Origin of the sequence: Limnobacter sp. UBA3528 (assembly GCF_002377005.1) — a bacterium.
GTDB lineage: Bacteria > Pseudomonadota > Gammaproteobacteria > Burkholderiales > Burkholderiaceae_B > Limnobacter.
Genome location: NZ_DFOZ01000024.1, coordinates 61,445 through 80,985, shown reverse-complemented (window position 1 = coordinate 80,985; position 19,541 = coordinate 61,445). Strand labels below are relative to the sequence as shown.

Below are 19,541 nucleotides of genomic sequence, written 5' to 3'. Positions count from 1 at the left end.
TCTCATTTGCCAGAATTGGCAGGCTTCCAGTTACGCAACATCAAGGCGTTGGTGACTACACTGACCGAGCTCAGGGCCATGGCTGTACCCGCCAGCACCGGGTTCAGGTAACCAAGGGCGGCCAGCGGTATACCCACCGCGTTGTAGATGAAGGCCCAGAACAAATTCTGTTTGATCTTGTTGTAGGTGCGGCGTGAAATGTCGATGGTTTGCGCCACCAGGCTGGGGTCAGAACGCATCAGCGTGATGTCGGCTGTGTGCATGGCCACGTCGGTCCCGGTGGACATGGCAAAGCTGACATCGGCCACCGCCAGCGCAGGCGCATCATTAATGCCGTCGCCCACCATGGCCACCACCTGTTTGCCATGGTCATTGGCGTCGCGAAGCGCAACTACTGCCCTGGATTTGTCGCCGGGCAGTTGTTCGGCCAACACCTGTTGAATTCCCAACTCAGTGGCCACTCGCTCAGCGCTGGCTTGTGTGTCGCCTGTCAATAAAACCGTGTTCACATGAAGCCTGTGCAATGAATTGACAGCACCGTGTGCGCTGGGTTTCAGTTCATCGCCGAAGGCCAGTACACCCAGCAAACGAATGCCCGTGCCGGTTTCTTCCGCAACCCAGGAACGGGTCGCTGCATTGGGGTTCAACTTGCCCAATAGTTGTTGCATGGTGTTGGTTGAAACACCCAGTTCTTCCATCCAGCGAATGGTGCCGACATACACGCGGCCTTCACCCACCATGGCCGACAATCCCTTGCCTGCAACATCTTGCAAATCACTGGCCCTGGGCGCAACAAGCTGGTCTTGTTGGGCGCGGTCTTTCACTGCACTGGCCAATGGGTGCATGCTGCCCGCTTCAACGGCAGCGGCTTTGGCCAGCATCGCGCCTGCTTCGCCCTGCACAGCTTCACACTGCATCAAGGTGGGTTTGCCCACGGTCAAAGTACCGGTTTTGTCGAACACCACCGTGTTAATGCTGTGGGCCAGCTCGAGTGCCTGTGCGTCTTTGATCAAAATTCCGTTGCGCGCAGCCACCCCGGTGCCCGCCATAATCGCCGTGGGTGTGGCCAAACCCAATGCGCAAGGGCAAGCGATCACCAACACAGCCACTGCATTCAAAATGGCCACTTCCCAGTTACTTGTGAATCCCCACGCAAGCAAGGTGAACAGCGCGATCACCAACACCACAGGCACAAATACTGCACTGACCTTGTCGACCAGTTTTTGAATGTCTGGCTTGGCGGCCTGCGCATCTTCTACCAAACGAATAATACGGGCCAATGTCGTTTCTGTGCCCACTGCGCTGGTCTGAATCAACAGCAAACCATCAATGTTCACCGCGCCACCGGTCACTTTGCTGCCCACTGCTTTCACCACAGGTTCGCTTTCACCGGTGATCAAGGCCTCGTCCACATGACTGCTGCCTTCAAGCACCACCCCATCCACAGGAACCCTTTCCCCGGGGCGAACCACCACTTGGTCACCCAATTGCACCTGCGCCATTGGCACGGTTTGTTCCACACCGTCACGACGTACGCGAGCTGTGTCGGGCCGCAAAGCCTGCAAAGCGGCAATGGCAGCCGTGGTTTGACGTTTCGCACGGCCTTCAAGCCACTTTCCCAGCATCACCAAAGTAATCACCGCGCTCGAGGCTTCAAAGTACAGGTGGCTGCTGCCCTGCTCCATCATGTATACAGACAGGCCAAATGCCGCTGTGGTGCCAATGGCCACCAACAAATCCATATTGCCGGTGCGGTTCTGAATGGCCTTCAAACCAGCGCGGTAAAAGCGCCCGCCCAACCAGAACTGAACCGGAATGGCCAGAAACAATTGCATGAAACCCGGCAGCATCCAGTGCTTGCCAAACGGCATGGCGATCATGGGCAGTACCAAGGGCAAGGTTAAAAGCGCTGCAATCGCAACCAATGCACCTTCACCAAAACCTTCCTTGGCAGGTGCGCTTTGAGTGAAAGTTTTTTCACCAGCCTGATTCAAAACCTCGGCTTCATAACCAGCATCGACTACTGCCTTGGCAATTTGCTCGGGGGTGGCGGGATTGGAAAATTCAATCTGCGCTTTTTCTGTGGCCAGGTTCACTGTGGCATATTGCACACCCGGCACTTTCAACAGCGCTTTCTCGACTGCGCTGGAACAGGACGCACAACTCATCCCGCCGACGGCAATATTCAATGTGTGATTCGAACTCATGGCATTCTCCGTTGAACAATATCCACAGCATGAACCTTCCCATGATGTCAATGTCAAGCACTTGACCTTACCATGATTGGAAGCTTCAGACTACAATCGTGATCAACCCACCGGAGTGCAACAATGATTGAATTTACCGTAGAGAAAATGAAATGCGGCGGCTGTTCAGCCAATGTGGAACGTGCAGTGAAGGCGCTAGACTCCAACGCCACCGTGCAAATTGATTTGGGCAAAAAACTGGTTCAGGTTGAAAGCAGTTTACCTGCAACCAGCCTCGCCAAAACAATCAGCGATGCGGGCTACCCAGCCGTGCTCAATGGTTGATATGTGACTTAGCTTTCCGAGTACGCCTGGCCCCAGTAGTTGTACGTGAACGCCTTGGGGCCGGGCACATACATGGTTTCAATTTCATCGACCTGAAAACCGCCCGCCTTCAGTAAAGCGGGAATGTCGCGGTTCAAATGGCAACCACCGGCCAGCTTTCCCCACACGGGTTGCAAACGATTCTGCGTGTTGCGCACCTGTTCATCGGGTGCAACACCATGTTCACAAAACAGCAATTTTCCGCCCGGTTTCAAGACCCGGCGCATTTCCTTCAAAGCTTGCAGGGGTTCAGGAATGGTGCACAGGGTGTAGGTCATCACAATCGTGTCAATGCTTGCATCGGGTAATGGAATTTTCTCGGCGGGAAGCCCCATCAGTTCAACACTCAAACCGGTTTGATCAATTCGTTTTTTCGCCAGGCGGTGCATTTGCATGGCGGGGTCAAGACCAATGATTTTTTCCACTTTGGACGCGTCGTAATGGCGCATGTTCAAGCCGGTGCCAATTCCAATTTCAAGCACCAGCCCCGTGGCTTTGGGCACCACTTTCTGGCGTTGCCTGTTGATGGCTTTCATGCCACATGCGAAATCAAGCAAGGTGGGCAGTACGTGGCGGTCGTATAATTCAGCAAACATTCCCAATTTTTTGTCCTTATTGTGTTGAGGAAACCGCGCCGCCATGCAAAACAACCCAGACCAGTTTTCATCCAAAATCGGCTTTGTGCTGGCCGCAGCAGGTTCAGCCGTGGGCATTGGCAATTTGGTGGGTTTTCCGGTGGCTGCTGCTAAAAATGGCGGCGGTGCGTTTTTGTTACTGTACATTTTTTTCGTGGTGGCCATTTGCCTTCCGCTGATTCTCGCCGAGCTTAGTTTGGGCCGTGCCACCGGGAAAAGCCCACTGGGTGCTTTTCGTGAAATTTCAAAAGGACACAAGGGCTGGGTATTGGCCGGTGCCTTGTCCTTGGTTACACCGTTCATGATTGCCGTGTTCTACAGCGTACTCACCGTGTGGCTGCTGGGGTATTTGGTCTTGGTGCTGGGCGGCATGCTGGATCAGTTGGCCACACCTGTTTATTTTGGCGGGTTTATTACCAGCCCCTGGATATTTGCCTACCTGCTGGCAGTGATCGCCATGGTGATTTTTGTATTGAAAGGGGGTGTGCGCGATGGCATTGAAAAAGCGTCCCGCTTGCTCATGCCCATGCTGTTCATCATGCTGATTGGCCTGGCTGTATTTGTACTGACACTACCCAATGCCATGGCCGGTTTGAAGTTTTATTTCACGCCACAAGTGGATCGAATCACCTGGAGCGTGGTCAACGGCGCCCTGTCCCAGGCATTCTTCTCGCTGTCGCTGGGCATGGGTATTCTGATCACCTATGGCTCGTATTTGCGCAAACAAGACAACCTGGTGCAGTCGGCCAAAATGCTGGCCTGCACCGACACCGGCGTGGCGCTGGTGGCAGGCCTCATGACCCTGCCCGCAATTTTCGCCATTTACCCCAACACCAACCCAAGCGAGCTCAGTGATTCTTCCGTGGGTTTGATTTTCTCGTTCTTCCCCAATATCTTTATGGCGATGGTGCCCAAGTTCGGATATGCCGTATCCAGCCTGATCGCAGCCACCTTCTTCCTGTTGGCGTTTGTGGCCGCCATTACCTCGCTGGTGTCGATTATTGAAGTGCCCGTGGCCGCCCTGAAAGCCGAAAGCAAAAAAACCCGCAATGCAGCGCTTGGCTTTGTGATTGCAGCTGTGTCGGTAGGCGCCATTTTCAGTGCATTGTCGTTTGGACAAGTAAAATGGCTTAGCGAATTCGCTTTTTATTCCGGTGCCAACAAGTCGCTTTTTGATGTGTTGGTCGATGTGTTTTACGACACCATTTTGCCATTCAATGGCTTGCTGATTTGCCTGCTGGTGGTGTGGCAGTGGAAACGCCACAACATGGCAGCAGAAATGCTGAACAACAACGGCAGCAGTGGATGGCTTGAACGCTACACCCATTTCGCCATTGCATTCTGGATTCCTGTCATTCTGGCTACCGTGTTTGTGATCACGGTAATCAACAAGTTCATGAGCTGAAATCAAGTCAATTTACTGGCACGCACAATGCCACTTTTATGCTGTAATAAGGAAAATTAAAAATATTCCGGAGACAGTATGAAAACCAACCTGCCCTTGGCAACTCTCGCCATTGTCGTCCCTGCCTTGCTGGCTGCGTGTTCAAAAAGCCCTGCCCCAAGCGACCCCAACAGCACAGCCAGTGAGTTCACACAGGCCTTTCACGCTGAAGTGGCCAAGAACACTGATCTGGTCGATTCAGCCAACAATGTCGATGCCCGCAAAGGGTTGATTGCCAGGCCCACCGGGCAGGTGAAAAATGAGCAAGGCGAAGTCATTTGGGATTACGACGAATTCAATTTCATTGACGGCAAATCGCCAGCCACGGTGAACCCCAGCCTGTGGCGACAAGCCAGTTTGAACAATCAAATTGGTTTGTACAAAGTGGCTGACCGCATTTACCAATTGCGCGGATTCGATTTGTCGAACATGACGCTGATTGAAGGCGACACAGGCTGGATTGTGGTGGATGTGCTAACCAGCGAAGAGACCGCACGCGCCGCCATGGCCTTTGCACGACAACATTTGGGCGATAAGCCAGTGAGCGCAATTGTGTTTACCCACAGCCATGTAGACCACTTTGGTGGCGCACTCGGTGTGCTCAGTGCCGAGGAAGTTGCAACGCGCAAGGTGCCGGTGGTGGCCCCGGTGGGCTTCATGGAAGAAGCCACCAGCGAAAACCTGCTGGTGGGCATGGCCATGGCGCGCAGGTCCACCTACATGTACGGCAAACGCCTGCCGCGCAGCCCGGAAGGTCTAGTCGACAATGGCTTGGGCAAGGCTGTGGCCTACGGCAAGGTGGGCATTTTGCCACCCACGCTGGTGGTGAAAGAAGCCAAAGAAACCCACATGCTTGACGGGCTGGAATTCATGTTCCACAACGTGCCCGGCAGCGAAGCACCTTCCGAGTTTGTGTTTTACCTACCTGCATTGAAAGCCTTTGGCAGTGCTGAACTGTTTGGCCACACGCTGCACAACCTGTACACCCCACGGGGTGCCAAAGTGCGCGATGCCCTGAAATGGGCCAGTTACATGGACGAAGCCATTGCCTACGCAGGCGATGCTGAAGTGATGTTTCACCAGCACAACTGGCCGGTTTGGGGCGCTGAGAACGTGCGCAGCTTTATGGAAAAACAGCGCGATGTGTACCGCTTCATTCATGACCAAACCGTTCGTCACATGAATGCCGGTTACACCTCCACTGAAATTGCAGAAAAAGTAACCATGCCACCGGCCTTGAACAACTTTCTGAGTGGGCGCGGTTACTACGGGACCGTGTCACACAACGTGAAAGCGGTGTACCAGTTTTACATGGGTTGGTTCGATGCGAACCCCGCCAACCTGAACCCCCTGCCCCCGGTCGAAGCCGCCAAAAAGTATGTGGAGGTGGCTGGAGGTATGGAGGCCTTGCTGAACAAAGCTGAAGACGCTGTGAACAAGGGAGAATACCGCTGGGCTGCTGAACTGCTGAAACATGCGGTGTATGCCGACCCTGAGAACACTCGCGCCAAGGCCTTGCTGGCAACAAGTTTTGACCAGATGGGCTACATGGCAGAATCGGCTCCCTGGCGTAACTTTTACCTGACCGGCGCCTTGGAGTTGCGCCAAGGTGGCTACAACGAAGGCTTCAAGCGCAGCATGTTCCTCGACATGCTGAAGCACACACCCACTGAACGTTTTCTGGAAGCCATGGCCGCCGCACTGAACAGCGACAAGGCTGAGGGTGAAGACATTCAAATCAACCTTGTGTTTTCCGACACGCAGGAAAGTTATGTGCTTAGAATCCACAACAGCGTGCTGCACCACCGTGCGGGCCAAGCAGAAGAAAATTCTGCAGCCACACTGACCTTGAGCAAACCCTTCTTTTTGAACATGATGACCGGTGAAGCAGGCGCCACTGATTTGCTGTTTTCAGATCAAACACAGATTGACGGCAGCACCATCAAGCTGGGCCAGTTTTTCGGCATGCTGGACAAAGCGACCGGCAATTTCAACATCGTGACGCCCTAATTGGGCGAAGGCTTGTCGGTAATATTCGGGTTTCCACGATTGGCCGGGCAACCCGAACAACCCTATAGTGTGTGAATGATCAACCGCACATTTATTGGTAATTCACATGGCCGCAACACATTCAACCCTTCAGCCTTTCCATCTTGCTTTTCCGGTGACTGACATTGCAGTCGCGCGCAAATTTTACGGCGAGGTAATTGGCTGTGAAGAAGGCCGAAGTGCCCCACACTGGGTGGACTTCAACTTTTACGGCCACCAACTGGTGGCGCACTTGGCACCAGAAGAAGTGGGTTGCAAAGCCAACAGCAGCGTGGATGGCCACGCCGTACCTGCCAAACACTTCGGTGTAATTTTGACCATGGAGCAATGGAATGAATTGGCTGACCGATTGAAAGCTGCGGGAACCAAGTTTGTGATCGAGCCCTACATTCGGTTCAAAGGCCAGGTTGGCGAGCAAGCCACCATGTTTTTCATGGACCCATGCGGCAATGCGCTTGAGTTCAAGGCCTTTGCCAACATGGACCAGATTTTTGCAAAATGAGTTTTGCAAAGTAAGTATCAGGTAAACGTGCGTTCCATTTCACGGCGGAACTTCACCGCTGTGGAATTGGCGTCAAGGGCCACATCATTCCAGCTCACGGCCTGCCCGGCCTTCACCGGTTTCAGCAACTTCACACCATGTGCCAAACCCAAAGGCAGTCCGCCCAAGGCCAGCGATTCCTTTGCTGGCATCAACTTGCCATACACCGTGTAACCGCCTTCACCATCCAGCATTTCACCGGCTTGTAAGTCGCGTTTGGCTGTGGCCACCACATCGCCGTGCCAGCAAATTGGCGCACCCGTGGCCTCGCTTCGAATACCGATGGAGGCCACCGATATGCCCAGCTCCAACCCAATCAAATGAAACGGTTTGTACATGCTGGAATACTGCCCGCTTGGGTCAGTGATCAAACCGTATTCCTTGAAGCAACGGGCCACATATTCGCTGTCGGCAGCAAAGGTGACATACACGCCCCAACGCAGGTCGCGAAACACAGGGCGGGTATCACGCTCAACACTGGAAATAACCTCAACCTGTCCACGCTGGTCCAGAATGCCGCCGTGTTCGCGCGGCTTCAAAATACGCGCCAGATCGTCTACACCCACCGCCGGAAACTTTAAACCACTGGGTGCTGCTAAACCCGTTGCATTGGCGACGGCCGCCATTTCAATGGCGCTTTTTGTACCGTCCAGAAAACTGTTGAACATTTGCGCGTTCATGCCGCCCTTGGCCGCGTCTTCAGCGGTCAGGCCGTAGTGGTTCCACACCGTATCGGGCGTACTTTCATGGTAAGTGGGCAGGTACTTGGTGCCCTTGCCCGCAGCCACCACCGAAAAACCAGCGGCTCGCGCCCAGTCAACCATTTCGAAAATCAACGCGGGCTGGTCGCCATAGGCCAGCGAGTACACAATGCCCGCTTCGTCGGCTTTGCGTTTCAGCAAAGGACCAGCCAGTGCGTCGGCTTCCACATTCACCATCACAATGTGTTTCTTGAATTCACAGCACGCCAACACATGGGCAATGCCCACGGCAGGGTTGCCGGTGGAGTCAATGATGATGTCCACGAAAGGCGACTCAATCAGCTTCATGCCGTCGTCAATAATCGCGGTATTGCCCTGCCTGGCCGCTTGCTCAAGCGATAGTGCGGCATAGCTTTCTTCTGTCCAGCCCACATTCTTAAGCGCCGCTTTCGCCCGCGCTGGCGACAAGTCAGCAATGCCCACCATGTGAATGCCGGGCGTGCGTGGTACTTGGGAAAGATACATGGAGCCAAACTTGCCAGCGCCGATCATGCCAACGCGCAAGGGTTTGCCAATCGCTGCGCGCTGCTGAAGTTTGGAAAATAAGTTCATGTTTGCCTTGTGTTTAGTCTGCTGGTTGGCAAGCAGAATAACTTGCTTGCAGGCCCAGCAAAACCCGCAGTATCCCTAAGCCGGGCACTTAAGCTACGTGTTGAATCGCATCACGCAAGGCCTGCACACTGGGCACACCCGAGAAAAACTGTGAGCCCACCGCCAACGATGGCACTGCTTGAATTCCCACCTGTTTTGCATATTGCAGGTCGGTATCGTGTTGCGCATTGGCTTGGGGCGAGTTCACAAATTCATCGAGCATGGCCGGGTTTAAGCCCAGGCTGTGAAGAATATTTTTCAAAACATCGTCTTCACCAATGTTCAGGTTTTGTTGAAAAAAACCCTTCATCACGGCGGTCGCGTATTGATTGCCCTTGCCCTCTTGTTTCGCATATTGCAAACCCAAGAATGCTTTGCGTGTGTACGGCTGCGGCGACACCGTGGGCAATTGAATGGGCACACCAAGGCGCTCGGCCATTGGGTACACCGCAGCCTTCCACACCCTTGGCAGGTATTCATCTTCGGGCTTCAAGGTGGGTGTTGGATAAGGCCGCAACTCGAATGGCATCCACTCTATTTCTACATTCGACCCTTCGATGGCTTTTTCGATGATGGCTTCACCAAGCAGGCAGAACGGACACACGAAATCGGTCCAGACCTGAATTTTGATGGGGGTAGTTGACATGGGGAACTCCTGCTTTGATTGCTGCTATTTGTTGGCGTTAGTTTGCCACTTTGGCGGCTTGAACACCGCTCATTGGCTTGCAAGCAATGCCTGTTTCTCGGTCAATATTACCTTGGAGTAGTGATGGCGCTTTAACATTACAACGTTATAATGCTTTGACGTTTTAAAAGGAGTGCCACTGTGAGCAACCTGTCAAAAAGGTCGACAGTTTATTTCGACCCAACCATACACCAAGCCCTTCGAATTAAGGCAGCCAGTTCTCAACAATCGTTGTCGGAACTTGTGGACGAGGCCGTACGCCTTCTCATGAAAGAAGATCAGGAAGATCTTCAAGCGTACTCAAACCGTTTATCTGAGCCCGAGATCAGTTATGAAGCCTTGCTTAACGACCTGAAGAAGCATGGCAAACTATAAAATCGTCTTCAAAAAATCAGTCGCCAAAGATCTACGAAGCATTTCAAACCCAGATGTACGGAGGATCCTCTCGACGATTGACCAACTCGCCATCAACCCAAGGGGCGAAGGCTGCAAGAAACTCACAGGACTAGAACTGTATAGAGTGCGCTGCGGAGACTACCGAATTGTTTATGAGATTAAAAATTCTGAATTGATTGTTTCGGTGATCAAGGTTGGGCATCGATCTGGTGTTTATGAGACCAATTGACTCACACCACACCTGCGTGCCGCTGTTCGCGTCACTGGCGAAAAGCTTCGAATCCCCCACGCAAAGTCCGCAGGGACTTTGCTTCCATAACGCCCCGAAATGAAAAAAGCCCTGAACTTGGTTCAGGGCTTTTTGTAATTTGTGGCGGAGAGAGGGGGATTCGACAGGGATTTGAGTTTTATCAACAATATCATTAGGTTAGCACAAGCTAAAGCAAGAGTCTATCCAGAAAAATATCCAGATTCATCACCCCCACTCAAATAGGGCCCTCTTGTAAGAATGACAACTAGCGTGTAAAAGTTGCCTCTCTGTCGGTAATTTACTTATATCTCTTCTGGAGGATTAATGTTTGAAAACCTATTTGACAACGGCAATATTTGGGTAATTTTGGTACTCGAGTACATCTCAATCTCTTACTGGGCAACTAGCCAAGTACAGAATAGCAAGCACCCTGGGGCACGGTTCCTTATGCCACCGTGGCTATTCTCCAATATAGCTAAAAACCTGACCGCAATTGGTATTGTTTCAGGGTTAATGGTCGCCGTATACATTGGTTTATATGACGGGTTTTGGGCAGCAATCGTTGGAGGCCTTGCCATAAACTTCATGGCCCCCATCATCGCGATGGCCTTAAGGTTTGAACGCTGGGTGATACACCATTTCATTGCCGCAACTGTACTAACACCTCTCGCAATCTTGATTTTCTTTCAATACCTTCCAGGTGATGAGGATTACGACGACTACTCTCAAAACATCAATATCACTCTCACAACTTGAACAAGTTAGTTATTAAGTTAAGGAACACACTATGCCAACCTTCAAAACCTTCGAAGTGATTGAATGTAGCTTCAGATTCGAATGCCCAAGAAAGTGGGACGAATTAAAGGTGAGTCCATTCTCAAACATTCGACATTGTGAAGTATGCAATAAACCAGTTTTTAAATGTCAAAATCAAAAACAAGCAGACTGGGCAATCGACAACGAGCAGTGCGCAGCTGTAATGACGGAAATAATGGTTCAAACGATGGGTGATATCATTCCTCCCAGGGCTAGACGTCGTTACCAAAATTAGTCAACCGAGTAACAAACCTAGCGTTCGCTTTATCTCAGTGACAGCAGCCAGTGGTAAAGGATATTTGACATCCCTGCATCTTGGCACACGCTTCAAAATATTAGCAAGCATAGGGTATTATCGAGAACAAACACTGAATAAGTAAACAAATAAAGATCACTTAGTCAATATTACACAACTCTGAAGATACTAATTATAAGATACGACCAATCCGAGGTTGATACCTAAACCTCCTAGAGATTAATATTTAGCGACTGTACATAACCATTCTATCAATAAGTTCATTCAGAATATTCAGTTCTTACCTCTAAAAACGTCTTCCCAGATGAATAAGACCATGGGATTCTGAATATCCAATTTTTACTTTCTAGTGGTGTGGAAGAGACCATCAAATCAAATAGAACCAAAAGAAAACTTAAGGTGACAACCTCTTACCAACTTAAGCTTAGCAATATGAACCCAAAGTGGTCTACAGTGATTCAGCAACAGCCTGTATCTCAAAACTTAAAAGACGTGCCCACAGCTAAACTGCCTGGACTTGATGGAATCCGTCATACGTAGACGCCATTCGGTAGCCTAAAGTCTTTTAGTGGCGGCGAGTTTATTCACAGAAAATTACATGTTCAGCTCAATTTAGGGCTCAAAATTTGCTACACACTCGTAGTTCATTCAAGTAAATTCATTTTATTTCCTGAGGTTCGTTAACTTTTTAGTAATTGATTTTAACTGAGCTTCTTTTTTTATAGCCGACTTGTAAAAAGTGTCCAAATCGAGAGGTATCGTTAACCTGGCTCTTTGGATATCACCCAAATCAATGTTGTTGATATTTTGCCCCTTTAAGCTTGCTACATAAAGTCTGAATTTCTTGGATAAAAGCCTATAAAATATCGCCTTGCCGAGTTTTTCATTACTAAATCTTAAAATCATCAAAAATCCACCCACTGCATGACCCGGTAGATTTTCATCAATATATATTGCCTTGCCTAAGTGCTTCAGACTCCCACTCGCCTTCGAGATAACAATATCCCCTTTCTGAGGACAAAGGGTCTCATCTATTACAAAAGACTCTTCCAAATAAATAAGTTTTGCACTGGTATCTATCTTTCCAGTCCTCAAACAGAGATTGCTTGCGGTAAGAACGCGATTATTCGTTTGCCTTGGTGTCTCAGACTTCTTCGAATATACGAGTCCGGATATAGGTACTATCTCTGCTTTTGAAATCAAACTATCCCAGTCAATTGTCACTTGACTCATATCGTCGATGAAGTCACCGAATGGGCTATTTGATTCTATATCCCCAGTATCAGAAGCGAATGCCGTTGATGGGTTTTCGATGGTGAACGACTTAAAACATAAAAGCTGATTGAGAGAAGAATATTTAACTGACTTCTCCAGTTCAATAGGAACCGGTAAAGGTGATTGGTCAAAAGCAGCAAGAATATGAGCATTGGCTTTTTCTGGGTTGTGCAGATTGTTTTCGTCATAGAGACTAGAAAGGAGCTCCCCTTCCGGTGAACGCAATTCTTCCACACTCTCCCTACCTCTACCGGAGGAATACCTGTAGCCTAGAAATGCCTCCTGCTCTTTCTTATCACCAGTGAACACTAAGGCAACTTTTCTATCATTCAAGAATGCAATCAGAGCAATTGCGATTTCATCTGAAAGCCCACAACCCTCAACAACCAGAGGGCTAGATTTATCAATCAGTTGCTGCAGCAATTCCGCAGCCTGATGCTCAATTATATTTTTTTCTACCCCTGCTTTGGTGGCGAATGAAATAGCATCTTTGGCTTCGTCAGATGCTGGTACAACTCCAAGTAATGCTTGGCATAACTCAATTGTTTTTGAACGCAAAACATCTTGACTTCGCTTACGGCCGAAAATACCAACGGTCGTGGTATTAGTTGGCTTAAACGTCTTGTCGCGCATTTCAACTAACCCAGCAATTTCAAATTGCACCAACAGCAACTTGCGCGCTTCTTGATATACCCGATATTCGTTGTTTAGGATACTCAACGGTAATATAAGGCCCATGTACCCACCAGGCTTTAATAGCTGGCCACAGCGCTCAATAAATAGGCATTCAATCTCAGAACTGTTGAGCCCAAGGTTGGCACCCAGGGTGAAGTTTTCATCAACTAGGGGAATATCCGATTTAAACCCAGAAATCGAAAACGGTGGGTTTGACACTACGACATCGAACTGCTCTAAGTATTTTCTTTTGTCGTTGATTTTCAGAAGACCTTTGTATGTTTTACTCGCATTAAAGTCATCAAGACCATCGCCATTAATAATTACCGCATCCCCATCACCATACAGAAACATCGCGATTTTTGTTGTCTTTGCCAATCTGTAATCTTTTTCAATACCGTATATATAATCTTTGGCCCAATAAAAGTTATCTTTAATTGCAAGAAATTTCTTCTGATACCGCCCTACTAAATTCGCTGGATCAATAACATCTATTTTCTGCTGAATTTCGTCGATTGCTTCGGTTAAAAAATGCCCAGCACCACACGAATAATCAATTAGATAAGGAAGAATATCTGAGCTGCCTGATTTTATTTTAGATTCAATTAAAGAATGTACAGGCACCGACTTGAGAAAAAATCTAGCGACTATAGTTGGTGTAAAAAATTGACCGGCCTCTTGCTTAATCCCACTATTTAACAAATCCTCGAAAAAATCCCCTAAAAATTGATGTTTCTGTGTGTATTTAATTTGATATGGCTGAAGAAGTTCAACAACTTCCCGTATTACTGAAGCATTGCGTTCATAGCTTTTTAGGTCATAAGTATCTATAAATGAAAACTCTGCCAAAGGTGAAAAATAGGCATTTTCAATGTCTACTTGTAGATAGTCTTTTAGACCCTTGATGTAAAGTGCTGACAGTCTTGTCTCTATCAAAGCCTTAGCTGTATCAGCAATTTTCCATTGGAAATCAAGCTCATCAGCGGGTGATTTACAATCTTCATCACATATTTTACAAACAAAAAGATTAAAGATCTTATTAAATGCATTTGATTTGTCGGATATGGCATGACGACGGAGTATTTCAGCAAAACTGTTAAATAGCCCTTGACCGGTCTCTTGATCCAGCTCAATAAGATCTTCCTTTTTCAGATTTTTCTTGGAACTTAAATAGGGACCTGAAATATCAGATAACAGCCCCCCAAGTTGGAAAGATTTATCCCAGGCAGTATAGTTTTCCTCTTGATTCCCTACATTAATAGGGGCATAGTGGACCTGCTCTGCGATCATTTTTATCGAACCGCCTGGATCGAGCGTAGATGCGTATAGCGTCAAATATTCAGTCGTTGGCTCCTGAATAGCGTAGCTGAAAAGCTGGCCGCCATCTTTGAGCATTTTGTTGCGCTCATCGGAATACTCCGTACCCCATTGCTTACACTCAATCATGGCGAAGCTTTTCCTCTTAGCTCCCTTACCCCTGAACAGCAGAATATCAAGACGTCCGCTAGTTGAATGTCCGCTGGGCCACGTCTTTTCGAGTTCAATGCAAGATGGGCTGTATCCTTTCTCCAGCAGTCGAATGACACATTCGAGACCGACAAAATTCTCCAACTTTTTAAAGTTACAGACACCTTTATGTCCAACCACAATTTTCGAACCAAAACTTATTTTTGAGTTACATGGATCAGATGAGTCTATGGCTACAGATATTACATAGCCTGCGCTGGTCGTGTAGGTCCATGTGAGCCTGTCGGTGGTAGGAACGAAAGAAAGAGCGGTGAGCCAAGCCTCAATATCGAAAAGTTTTATCATCTTTGTTTAGGTGTAGTAGGCGATTTAGCGCGGTATAACAAATACGCGTCTCTGAGAACCTAACACGATATCAGAAGGCCTTTAAGCTATTCCGCCGTTAGTGGAAATGAGTACCCAAAAATATACTGTGGGCGAAATGAACAAGTTAAAGTTTGTCTCCATTTGCCTAACAAGTGGTAACAGTATGTGTCGAAGATGAGATATTTGTACTAAAACCTCCGGTTCCGTACACTCTTAAAATGCGTGTCCGTAACCTAGGGTTGACAATATTTCGGACGCTATTTATTATCGGACATCGTTTTCGGTCAAAAAGGATTCTAGATGTCGAGAGTATTTGCGTATTGCCGAGTGTCCACCATCGACCAGACCACCGCCAACCAGCTTGGTGAAATCAAAGCAGCAGGGTTCGATGTAAAGCCCTCCAGGGTTGTCTCTGAGACAATCTCTGGGTCCGTGCCTGCGATGCAACGCCCGGGCTTCCTGCGGCTTTTGGAGAAGCTTGAGGACCAGGATGTGTTGATTGTTACCAAGCTCGACCGCCTAGGCAGGAACGCCATGGATGTCAGGGCCACTGTTGAGCATCTTGAGGGGATGGGCGTGCGGGTCCACTGCATGGCCCTGGGCGGGGTAGACCTCACCAGTGCAGCCGGAAAGATGACCATGCAGGTTCTAGGGGCGGTGGCGGAGTTTGAGCGTGACCTGTTGATTGAGCGGACCCAAGCGGGACTCAATCGGGCCAAGGCTGAGGGAAAGACTTTTGGTAGACCATCGACCTTAACCCAGCAGCAAAAGGACGAGGTAAGACTAAAGCTCACCCAGGGGTCTACAGTGGCCCAGCTAGCTAGGGATTTCAACACCACCAGACAAACCATCATGAGAGCAAGAGACGCGGCTTGAGGTGTCCTCTGGTGGTCCTGGTGGCCGCTATAACTTCCACGAGTGCCCATGACCAAAGGGACCCCCGAGGGGGGGATCCAATCTCCCCGATTATCTCGATTACCGGCTCAGATTTTTGCAGCAAAACTCTCGTCTAAGTAGCCATCCTCTATTCCCGGCTAATAACAGGGTCAAAGTCAAAAGCTTTCTTCGTCATTTCGCGCATTACCAGCCCAGCAAGTTCTTCATTTTGTTGTTCAACAATCAGACAATCGTGCACTGGAAGTGCTGTGACCCCCCTGCGGTTCAACTCAAGTAGGATTTGGATGACAAGGTTACTTTCCTCGAACTGGTACATTAGCCCAGCACCCGTGCCGAAAAATTGATTGATTGGTGCGTGGTGGGACTTGAGGGCGTTTACAAGTGATTTGAAGGCCACCTTTTTGTTTGGCCAGACTTTGCCAAGCCCCTTAGGTCGCCTTGTGAGTTCCGACTTTGAGCACACCATGGCACTTAGTACAGTCTTAATTGCAGGGCGCCAACAGGGGCCCCAGCCGGGCAACGAGTAAGCGTCCTCAAAGTGAATATCAGCGCCCGCTTTTGAATAGAACACCCTTGGGGCCATCTGTCCGAAATCCAAGCTAACCACCCGATTACCGTTGATGCGTAAACCGTTCGCCCTTTGTGATTTCGTTAGTTCTATCCAAAAGGCCCGGTACATGCGTCCGCCAAGATTGAACTGAGCATCATTGAAAATTCTGACCAGGTTGCGTTTGGAGGTGTCCACATAGTCCGATTCATTGTTGGTAATAAAGTCAATTTTGGCAGCCGCTAAATGCTCGTTAATGTGGGTCATTACTGACCGCATGGCGTTTGTGGTCGGTGTGTCGACATACTCCATCTGTGTTGACGTCTTGCAGCGGCCCTTAGTTGATTTCAAGATGATTGTTTCACCGCTGAAACGCCGACCAAAATCAGAGGCCCCCAGCTGGTGGTCAGAAATCAGCTTTACAAACTCGGCAGTAGGCCAAATAGTTGTCTGCCTCCTGAGCCTGCTATCGACCGCATAGGAGTCACCAAGCGACTGCTTAAGCAATCCGACTGCCTCCAGAAGGTCCAGAATCTGGGGCAGCGTCTTTGACATCACCTGAGCTTTGTAGCGGCCTGTCTGACACAGCACGTTTTTATTGCGTGTGATTCCCAGTGGCTGACCCTCAAGGTGAAGCACGGAATAGGCTAGGTTGGCCACCAGCATTTGAAGTTGCTGCATGTACTTGTGATGGTCTCCGTTTTTCCTTTTGCGTTTCCGAAGCCGCGCATGGGTCTCGTGAGTGCAAATTTGTGAGGCGATGGATTTAACTAGCTCAGAGCCTGACTGGGTAGTGGTAGTCAACCACTCGTCGACGAATTGCTCACGCTCTTGTGGCTGTTGATGGTCGTATGCTTCGTTTTGGGAATGATGCATGGTTTGGGGTTCCAGAATGGAAAAACCCCTTGAGGGTCCCCACTGGAATTACCAAGTGAGATTTCAAGGGGTTTTGACTTGTGGGGGAACTGGAGTTGGGAACACCAGGATTTCTGGAAGAGGAAGAGCTTGGTTCTTACAGGCCCTACCTATGGGGAAATCTCCCTGATACATCTAGAGAGATACACGTGGGGAAAACCGAGAGATTTCCTGTGGGGTAGAGACCCATGGACTGAGGTCAATGATGATTCACATCAACAATGGCCAAGCTTATTGTTAATCCTGAAGATGAACCCTTGAGGGTAAAATGTGGGGTGGTCTTCAGGGATTGAAGTATTGTTAGCTCATTCTTTCCTAGTATCTTACCCCAGGGGTAGAAGTACGAAACTTAATGCTTCAAATCAAATTCCAGTTTAGACAGCACCTTGAGTTTCGCCTCTAGAGAGAGCTCCCCTTCATATCCACGAACCACTCTGGACTTACCCCCAGCATGTCCGGTTAATACTTCCGCGTTGGTGATACCTAAATTCAATGCTCTATTCAAGAATGTGTGCCTGAATGCGTGCATGCCAGATACATTTTTCCCTGGGGTCTCATCACGTATTCCAAGTTCAGCCAGGAAGCCCCGAAACCATTTTTCAGCCTTTGCACTTGCACGGCCTTTTGATGGAGGCCACTCGCTGAAAATAATTTTGCTGCTGGATTCACTCCGAGACTTTCTTACGAAATCCAGGAGACCGAGCCGAATTAAAACGGGATGAATCGGCACAGATCGTTTAGATGTCTCGTTCTTAACCGACTTTCGAACACCCTGTTCTGTCTCAGACTCATCCGTGAAGATGAAGTGTGGAATGAGGGCTGTGATGTCAATATCAATATGTGGGTTGAGCTGACAAATTTCATTGACGCGAGCGCCGGTGTATAGCCCAATCAAAGGTAACCAATATTTGTGGTGTTCCTCTGGGTTGTCCCTGAACTTCGCCATTTCGGGGCCATCGAAGAGCCTAATCAGCTCATCTGCTCTGAGAGATCTCTGAACTTTCATCCCCTCGGCTTTCGTACCCGAGTATTTAACTCCACTGACTGTTATGTTTGGAGAGAATGAAGGATAACCCAGGGGAGGGTCTGAATAGCGCCTCTTTGCATGGTTTAAAAACGGTCCAAGTGCCGCGATGTAAGTTGAGCTGAACGTTTTTGGAGAAATTCCAACATCAACCCAGTCACGCTGAAGAAGCGTCGTCAATGTTTGACCCTTGTTTAAATGGTCCCTCCATCTTGGGGGAATGCGTCGACAAACTGCCTCAAGGTATTTCTCGATATCAACTTGCTTAATTCGGTCAATTCGAGGGTTACGCAAGTACTCAACCAGCAGATGCAAAACTGCAGAATACTTTTTATACATAGCCGTCTGTCTGTCTTGAAGTTCTAGAAACTCCTCGACCAAGTCTCGCAAATTAAAGGATATCGTTTTATCAACTAGACTTGCTGGGCTCTGAGAAGGCACTACACCTGACTGTCCAGCAGGCTCCTCTGAGATACTAGATGAATCAAATGGCTTAGATGGTGCATCAGGTGTTGGAACATACTCACCCTGATTCCGGGCAATCCTTGCCTTTACAGTGGACTGGACCATAGCAGCGAACTTAAACATGAAACGCTTGAAATGTTCGCCGTTTGGGTCGAGGGAAAAACCATATGCATAGAGCCATTCGGTGGCACTGTGGGTCATCTCCTCCGGGTAAACACCTCTCGACAAGGCCTGTCTCGTCCAACTGTCTCCTTCGATGATGATTTTGTTGGCATGGTCAAACATCCAATCGTCCGAGTATGTTCCATCCCTGCGTGAGGTCTCATCGGAATCTAATATTGAGTACGCCACATGCTCACATATCTGCGAGATTTCATCGCTGGATATTTGGTCTCGAAGCAGTGGCTCGTCCCCAGAAGCAACCTCTAGGTTGCCAGTAGGCGACAATCCTTTTCTACGCGCCTCGAATTCGGTCTCTAGCGCAGCAAGAATTCTCCAAGCCTCAGCAGCAGCCGAGCGCAGTTCTATCGAATCAATCTTTCGGAAAATTGTTTGCTTCCCACCGTAAAGTGGTCGAAGGTCTTTTGGAATAGCTTTCTGGACACGGTATGTTTTACCGTGCTTCTGAAATCCTGGGGGTTTAGCCAATTCAGTCGAGTCCATGAGACGGATGATATCAGGAGTAAATATCCAAATATCTATCCAGGGTTCCTATTGAAAACCCTGTTGAAATCCGCATCAGTCCTAGAGGTCAAATAAATAAAGGGCCTCGAGGGCCCCTATCTAGTTTCTGGCGGAGAGAGGGGGATTCGAACCCCCGATAGGCTATTAACCTATACACGCTTTCCAGGCGTGCGACTTAAACCACTCATCCATCTCTCCGCGGTAAGCGCGAGAGTATAGCAAAGAATCCCCT

At 49.1% G+C, this 19,541-nt stretch carries 15 protein-coding genes and 1 tRNA gene; 8 read left to right on the top strand and 8 right to left on the bottom strand.

Annotated elements, in window-relative coordinates; genetic code table 11:
- Window positions 1-2 precede the first annotated feature (2 nt).
- Window positions 3-2,207, bottom strand: a complete 2,205-nt coding sequence (locus tag B4N58_RS07220) for a heavy metal translocating P-type ATPase (RefSeq protein WP_291747485.1) — start codon at window positions 2,205-2,207, stop codon at window positions 3-5.
- Between the two features lie 123 nt (window positions 2,208-2,330).
- Here B4N58_RS07220 and B4N58_RS07215 point away from each other — a divergent pair, with 123 nt between their 5' ends.
- Window positions 2,331-2,531, top strand: a complete 201-nt coding sequence (locus B4N58_RS07215) for a heavy-metal-associated domain-containing protein (protein ID WP_291747482.1) — start codon at window positions 2,331-2,333, stop codon at window positions 2,529-2,531.
- An 8-nt stretch (window positions 2,532-2,539) separates the two neighbouring features.
- Here B4N58_RS07215 and B4N58_RS07210 read toward each other — a convergent pair whose 3' ends face one another.
- Complete coding sequence (locus tag B4N58_RS07210; protein ID WP_291747479.1) at window positions 2,540-3,166, bottom strand: class I SAM-dependent methyltransferase; 627 nt, start codon at window positions 3,164-3,166, stop codon at window positions 2,540-2,542.
- 43 nt (window positions 3,167-3,209) lie between these two features.
- Between B4N58_RS07210 and B4N58_RS07205 the strand changes: the two genes are divergently transcribed.
- The 3 genes from B4N58_RS07205 (at window position 3,210) to B4N58_RS07195 (ending at window position 7,200) form a co-directional block, all read left to right on the top strand.
- Complete coding sequence (locus B4N58_RS07205; protein ID WP_291747476.1) at window positions 3,210-4,610, top strand: sodium-dependent transporter; 1,401 nt, start codon at window positions 3,210-3,212, stop codon at window positions 4,608-4,610.
- 78 nt (window positions 4,611-4,688) lie between these two features.
- Complete coding sequence (locus B4N58_RS07200; protein WP_291747473.1) at window positions 4,689-6,659, top strand: alkyl/aryl-sulfatase; 1,971 nt, start codon at window positions 4,689-4,691, stop codon at window positions 6,657-6,659.
- A 106-nt stretch (window positions 6,660-6,765) separates the two neighbouring features.
- Entirely contained in the window at window positions 6,766-7,200 is a 435-nt protein-coding gene (locus B4N58_RS07195) for a VOC family protein (RefSeq protein WP_008252267.1), read from the top strand.
- A gap of 17 nt (window positions 7,201-7,217) precedes the next feature.
- On the opposite strand, the gene B4N58_RS07190 is transcribed toward B4N58_RS07195, so the two are convergent.
- A complete protein-coding gene (locus B4N58_RS07190; protein WP_291747468.1) occupies window positions 7,218-8,552 on the bottom strand; it encodes an NAD(P)H-dependent oxidoreductase in 1,335 nt (444 codons plus the stop codon).
- Between the two features lie 88 nt (window positions 8,553-8,640).
- Entirely contained in the window at window positions 8,641-9,237 is a 597-nt protein-coding gene (locus tag B4N58_RS07185) for a DsbA family oxidoreductase (protein WP_291747465.1), read from the bottom strand.
- Window positions 9,238-9,417: 180 nt separating this feature from the next.
- Between B4N58_RS07185 and B4N58_RS07180 the strand changes: the two genes are divergently transcribed.
- From B4N58_RS07180 to B4N58_RS07170, 3 genes are all read left to right on the top strand, one after another.
- The gene (locus tag B4N58_RS07180) at window positions 9,418-9,651 is read left to right on the top strand and encodes a CopG family transcriptional regulator (RefSeq protein ID WP_291747462.1); all 234 of its coding nucleotides are present in this window, start codon (window positions 9,418-9,420) and stop codon (window positions 9,649-9,651) included.
- The gene (locus B4N58_RS07175; RefSeq protein WP_291747459.1) at window positions 9,638-9,901 is read left to right on the top strand and encodes a type II toxin-antitoxin system RelE family toxin; all 264 of its coding nucleotides are present in this window, start codon (window positions 9,638-9,640) and stop codon (window positions 9,899-9,901) included. The genes B4N58_RS07180 and B4N58_RS07175 overlap by 14 nt, the downstream gene beginning before the upstream one ends.
- A gap of 345 nt (window positions 9,902-10,246) precedes the next feature.
- Complete coding sequence (locus B4N58_RS07170; protein WP_291747456.1) at window positions 10,247-10,678, top strand: hypothetical protein; 432 nt, start codon at window positions 10,247-10,249, stop codon at window positions 10,676-10,678.
- Between the two features lie 979 nt (window positions 10,679-11,657).
- Here B4N58_RS07170 and B4N58_RS07165 read toward each other — a convergent pair.
- Window positions 11,658-14,756, bottom strand: a complete 3,099-nt coding sequence (locus B4N58_RS07165) for an N-6 DNA methylase (RefSeq protein ID WP_291747453.1) — start codon at window positions 14,754-14,756, stop codon at window positions 11,658-11,660.
- 321 nt (window positions 14,757-15,077) lie between these two features.
- On the opposite strand from B4N58_RS07165, the gene B4N58_RS07160 reads away from it, so the two are divergent.
- Window positions 15,078-15,653 (top strand): recombinase family protein, encoded by a 576-nt coding sequence (locus B4N58_RS07160; protein WP_291747450.1) that lies wholly within the window; start codon window positions 15,078-15,080, stop codon window positions 15,651-15,653.
- Window positions 15,654-15,801: 148 nt separating this feature from the next.
- Here the strand turns inward: B4N58_RS07160 and B4N58_RS07155 are convergent, their stop codons facing one another.
- From B4N58_RS07155 to B4N58_RS07145, 3 genes are all read right to left on the bottom strand, one after another.
- Window positions 15,802-17,097 carry a hypothetical protein gene (locus B4N58_RS07155; protein ID WP_291747448.1) on the bottom strand — a complete coding sequence of 432 codons (1,296 nt, stop codon included), beginning with the start codon at window positions 17,095-17,097 and terminating at the stop codon, window positions 15,802-15,804.
- A 388-nt stretch (window positions 17,098-17,485) separates the two neighbouring features.
- On the bottom strand, window positions 17,486-19,273 hold the full coding sequence (locus B4N58_RS07150) for a hypothetical protein (protein ID WP_291747445.1): 1,788 nt from the start codon (window positions 19,271-19,273) through the stop codon (window positions 17,486-17,488).
- A gap of 143 nt (window positions 19,274-19,416) precedes the next feature.
- Window positions 19,417-19,507: transfer RNA gene (locus B4N58_RS07145), tRNA-Ser, on the bottom strand.
- Window positions 19,508-19,541: the final 34 nt, after the last annotated feature.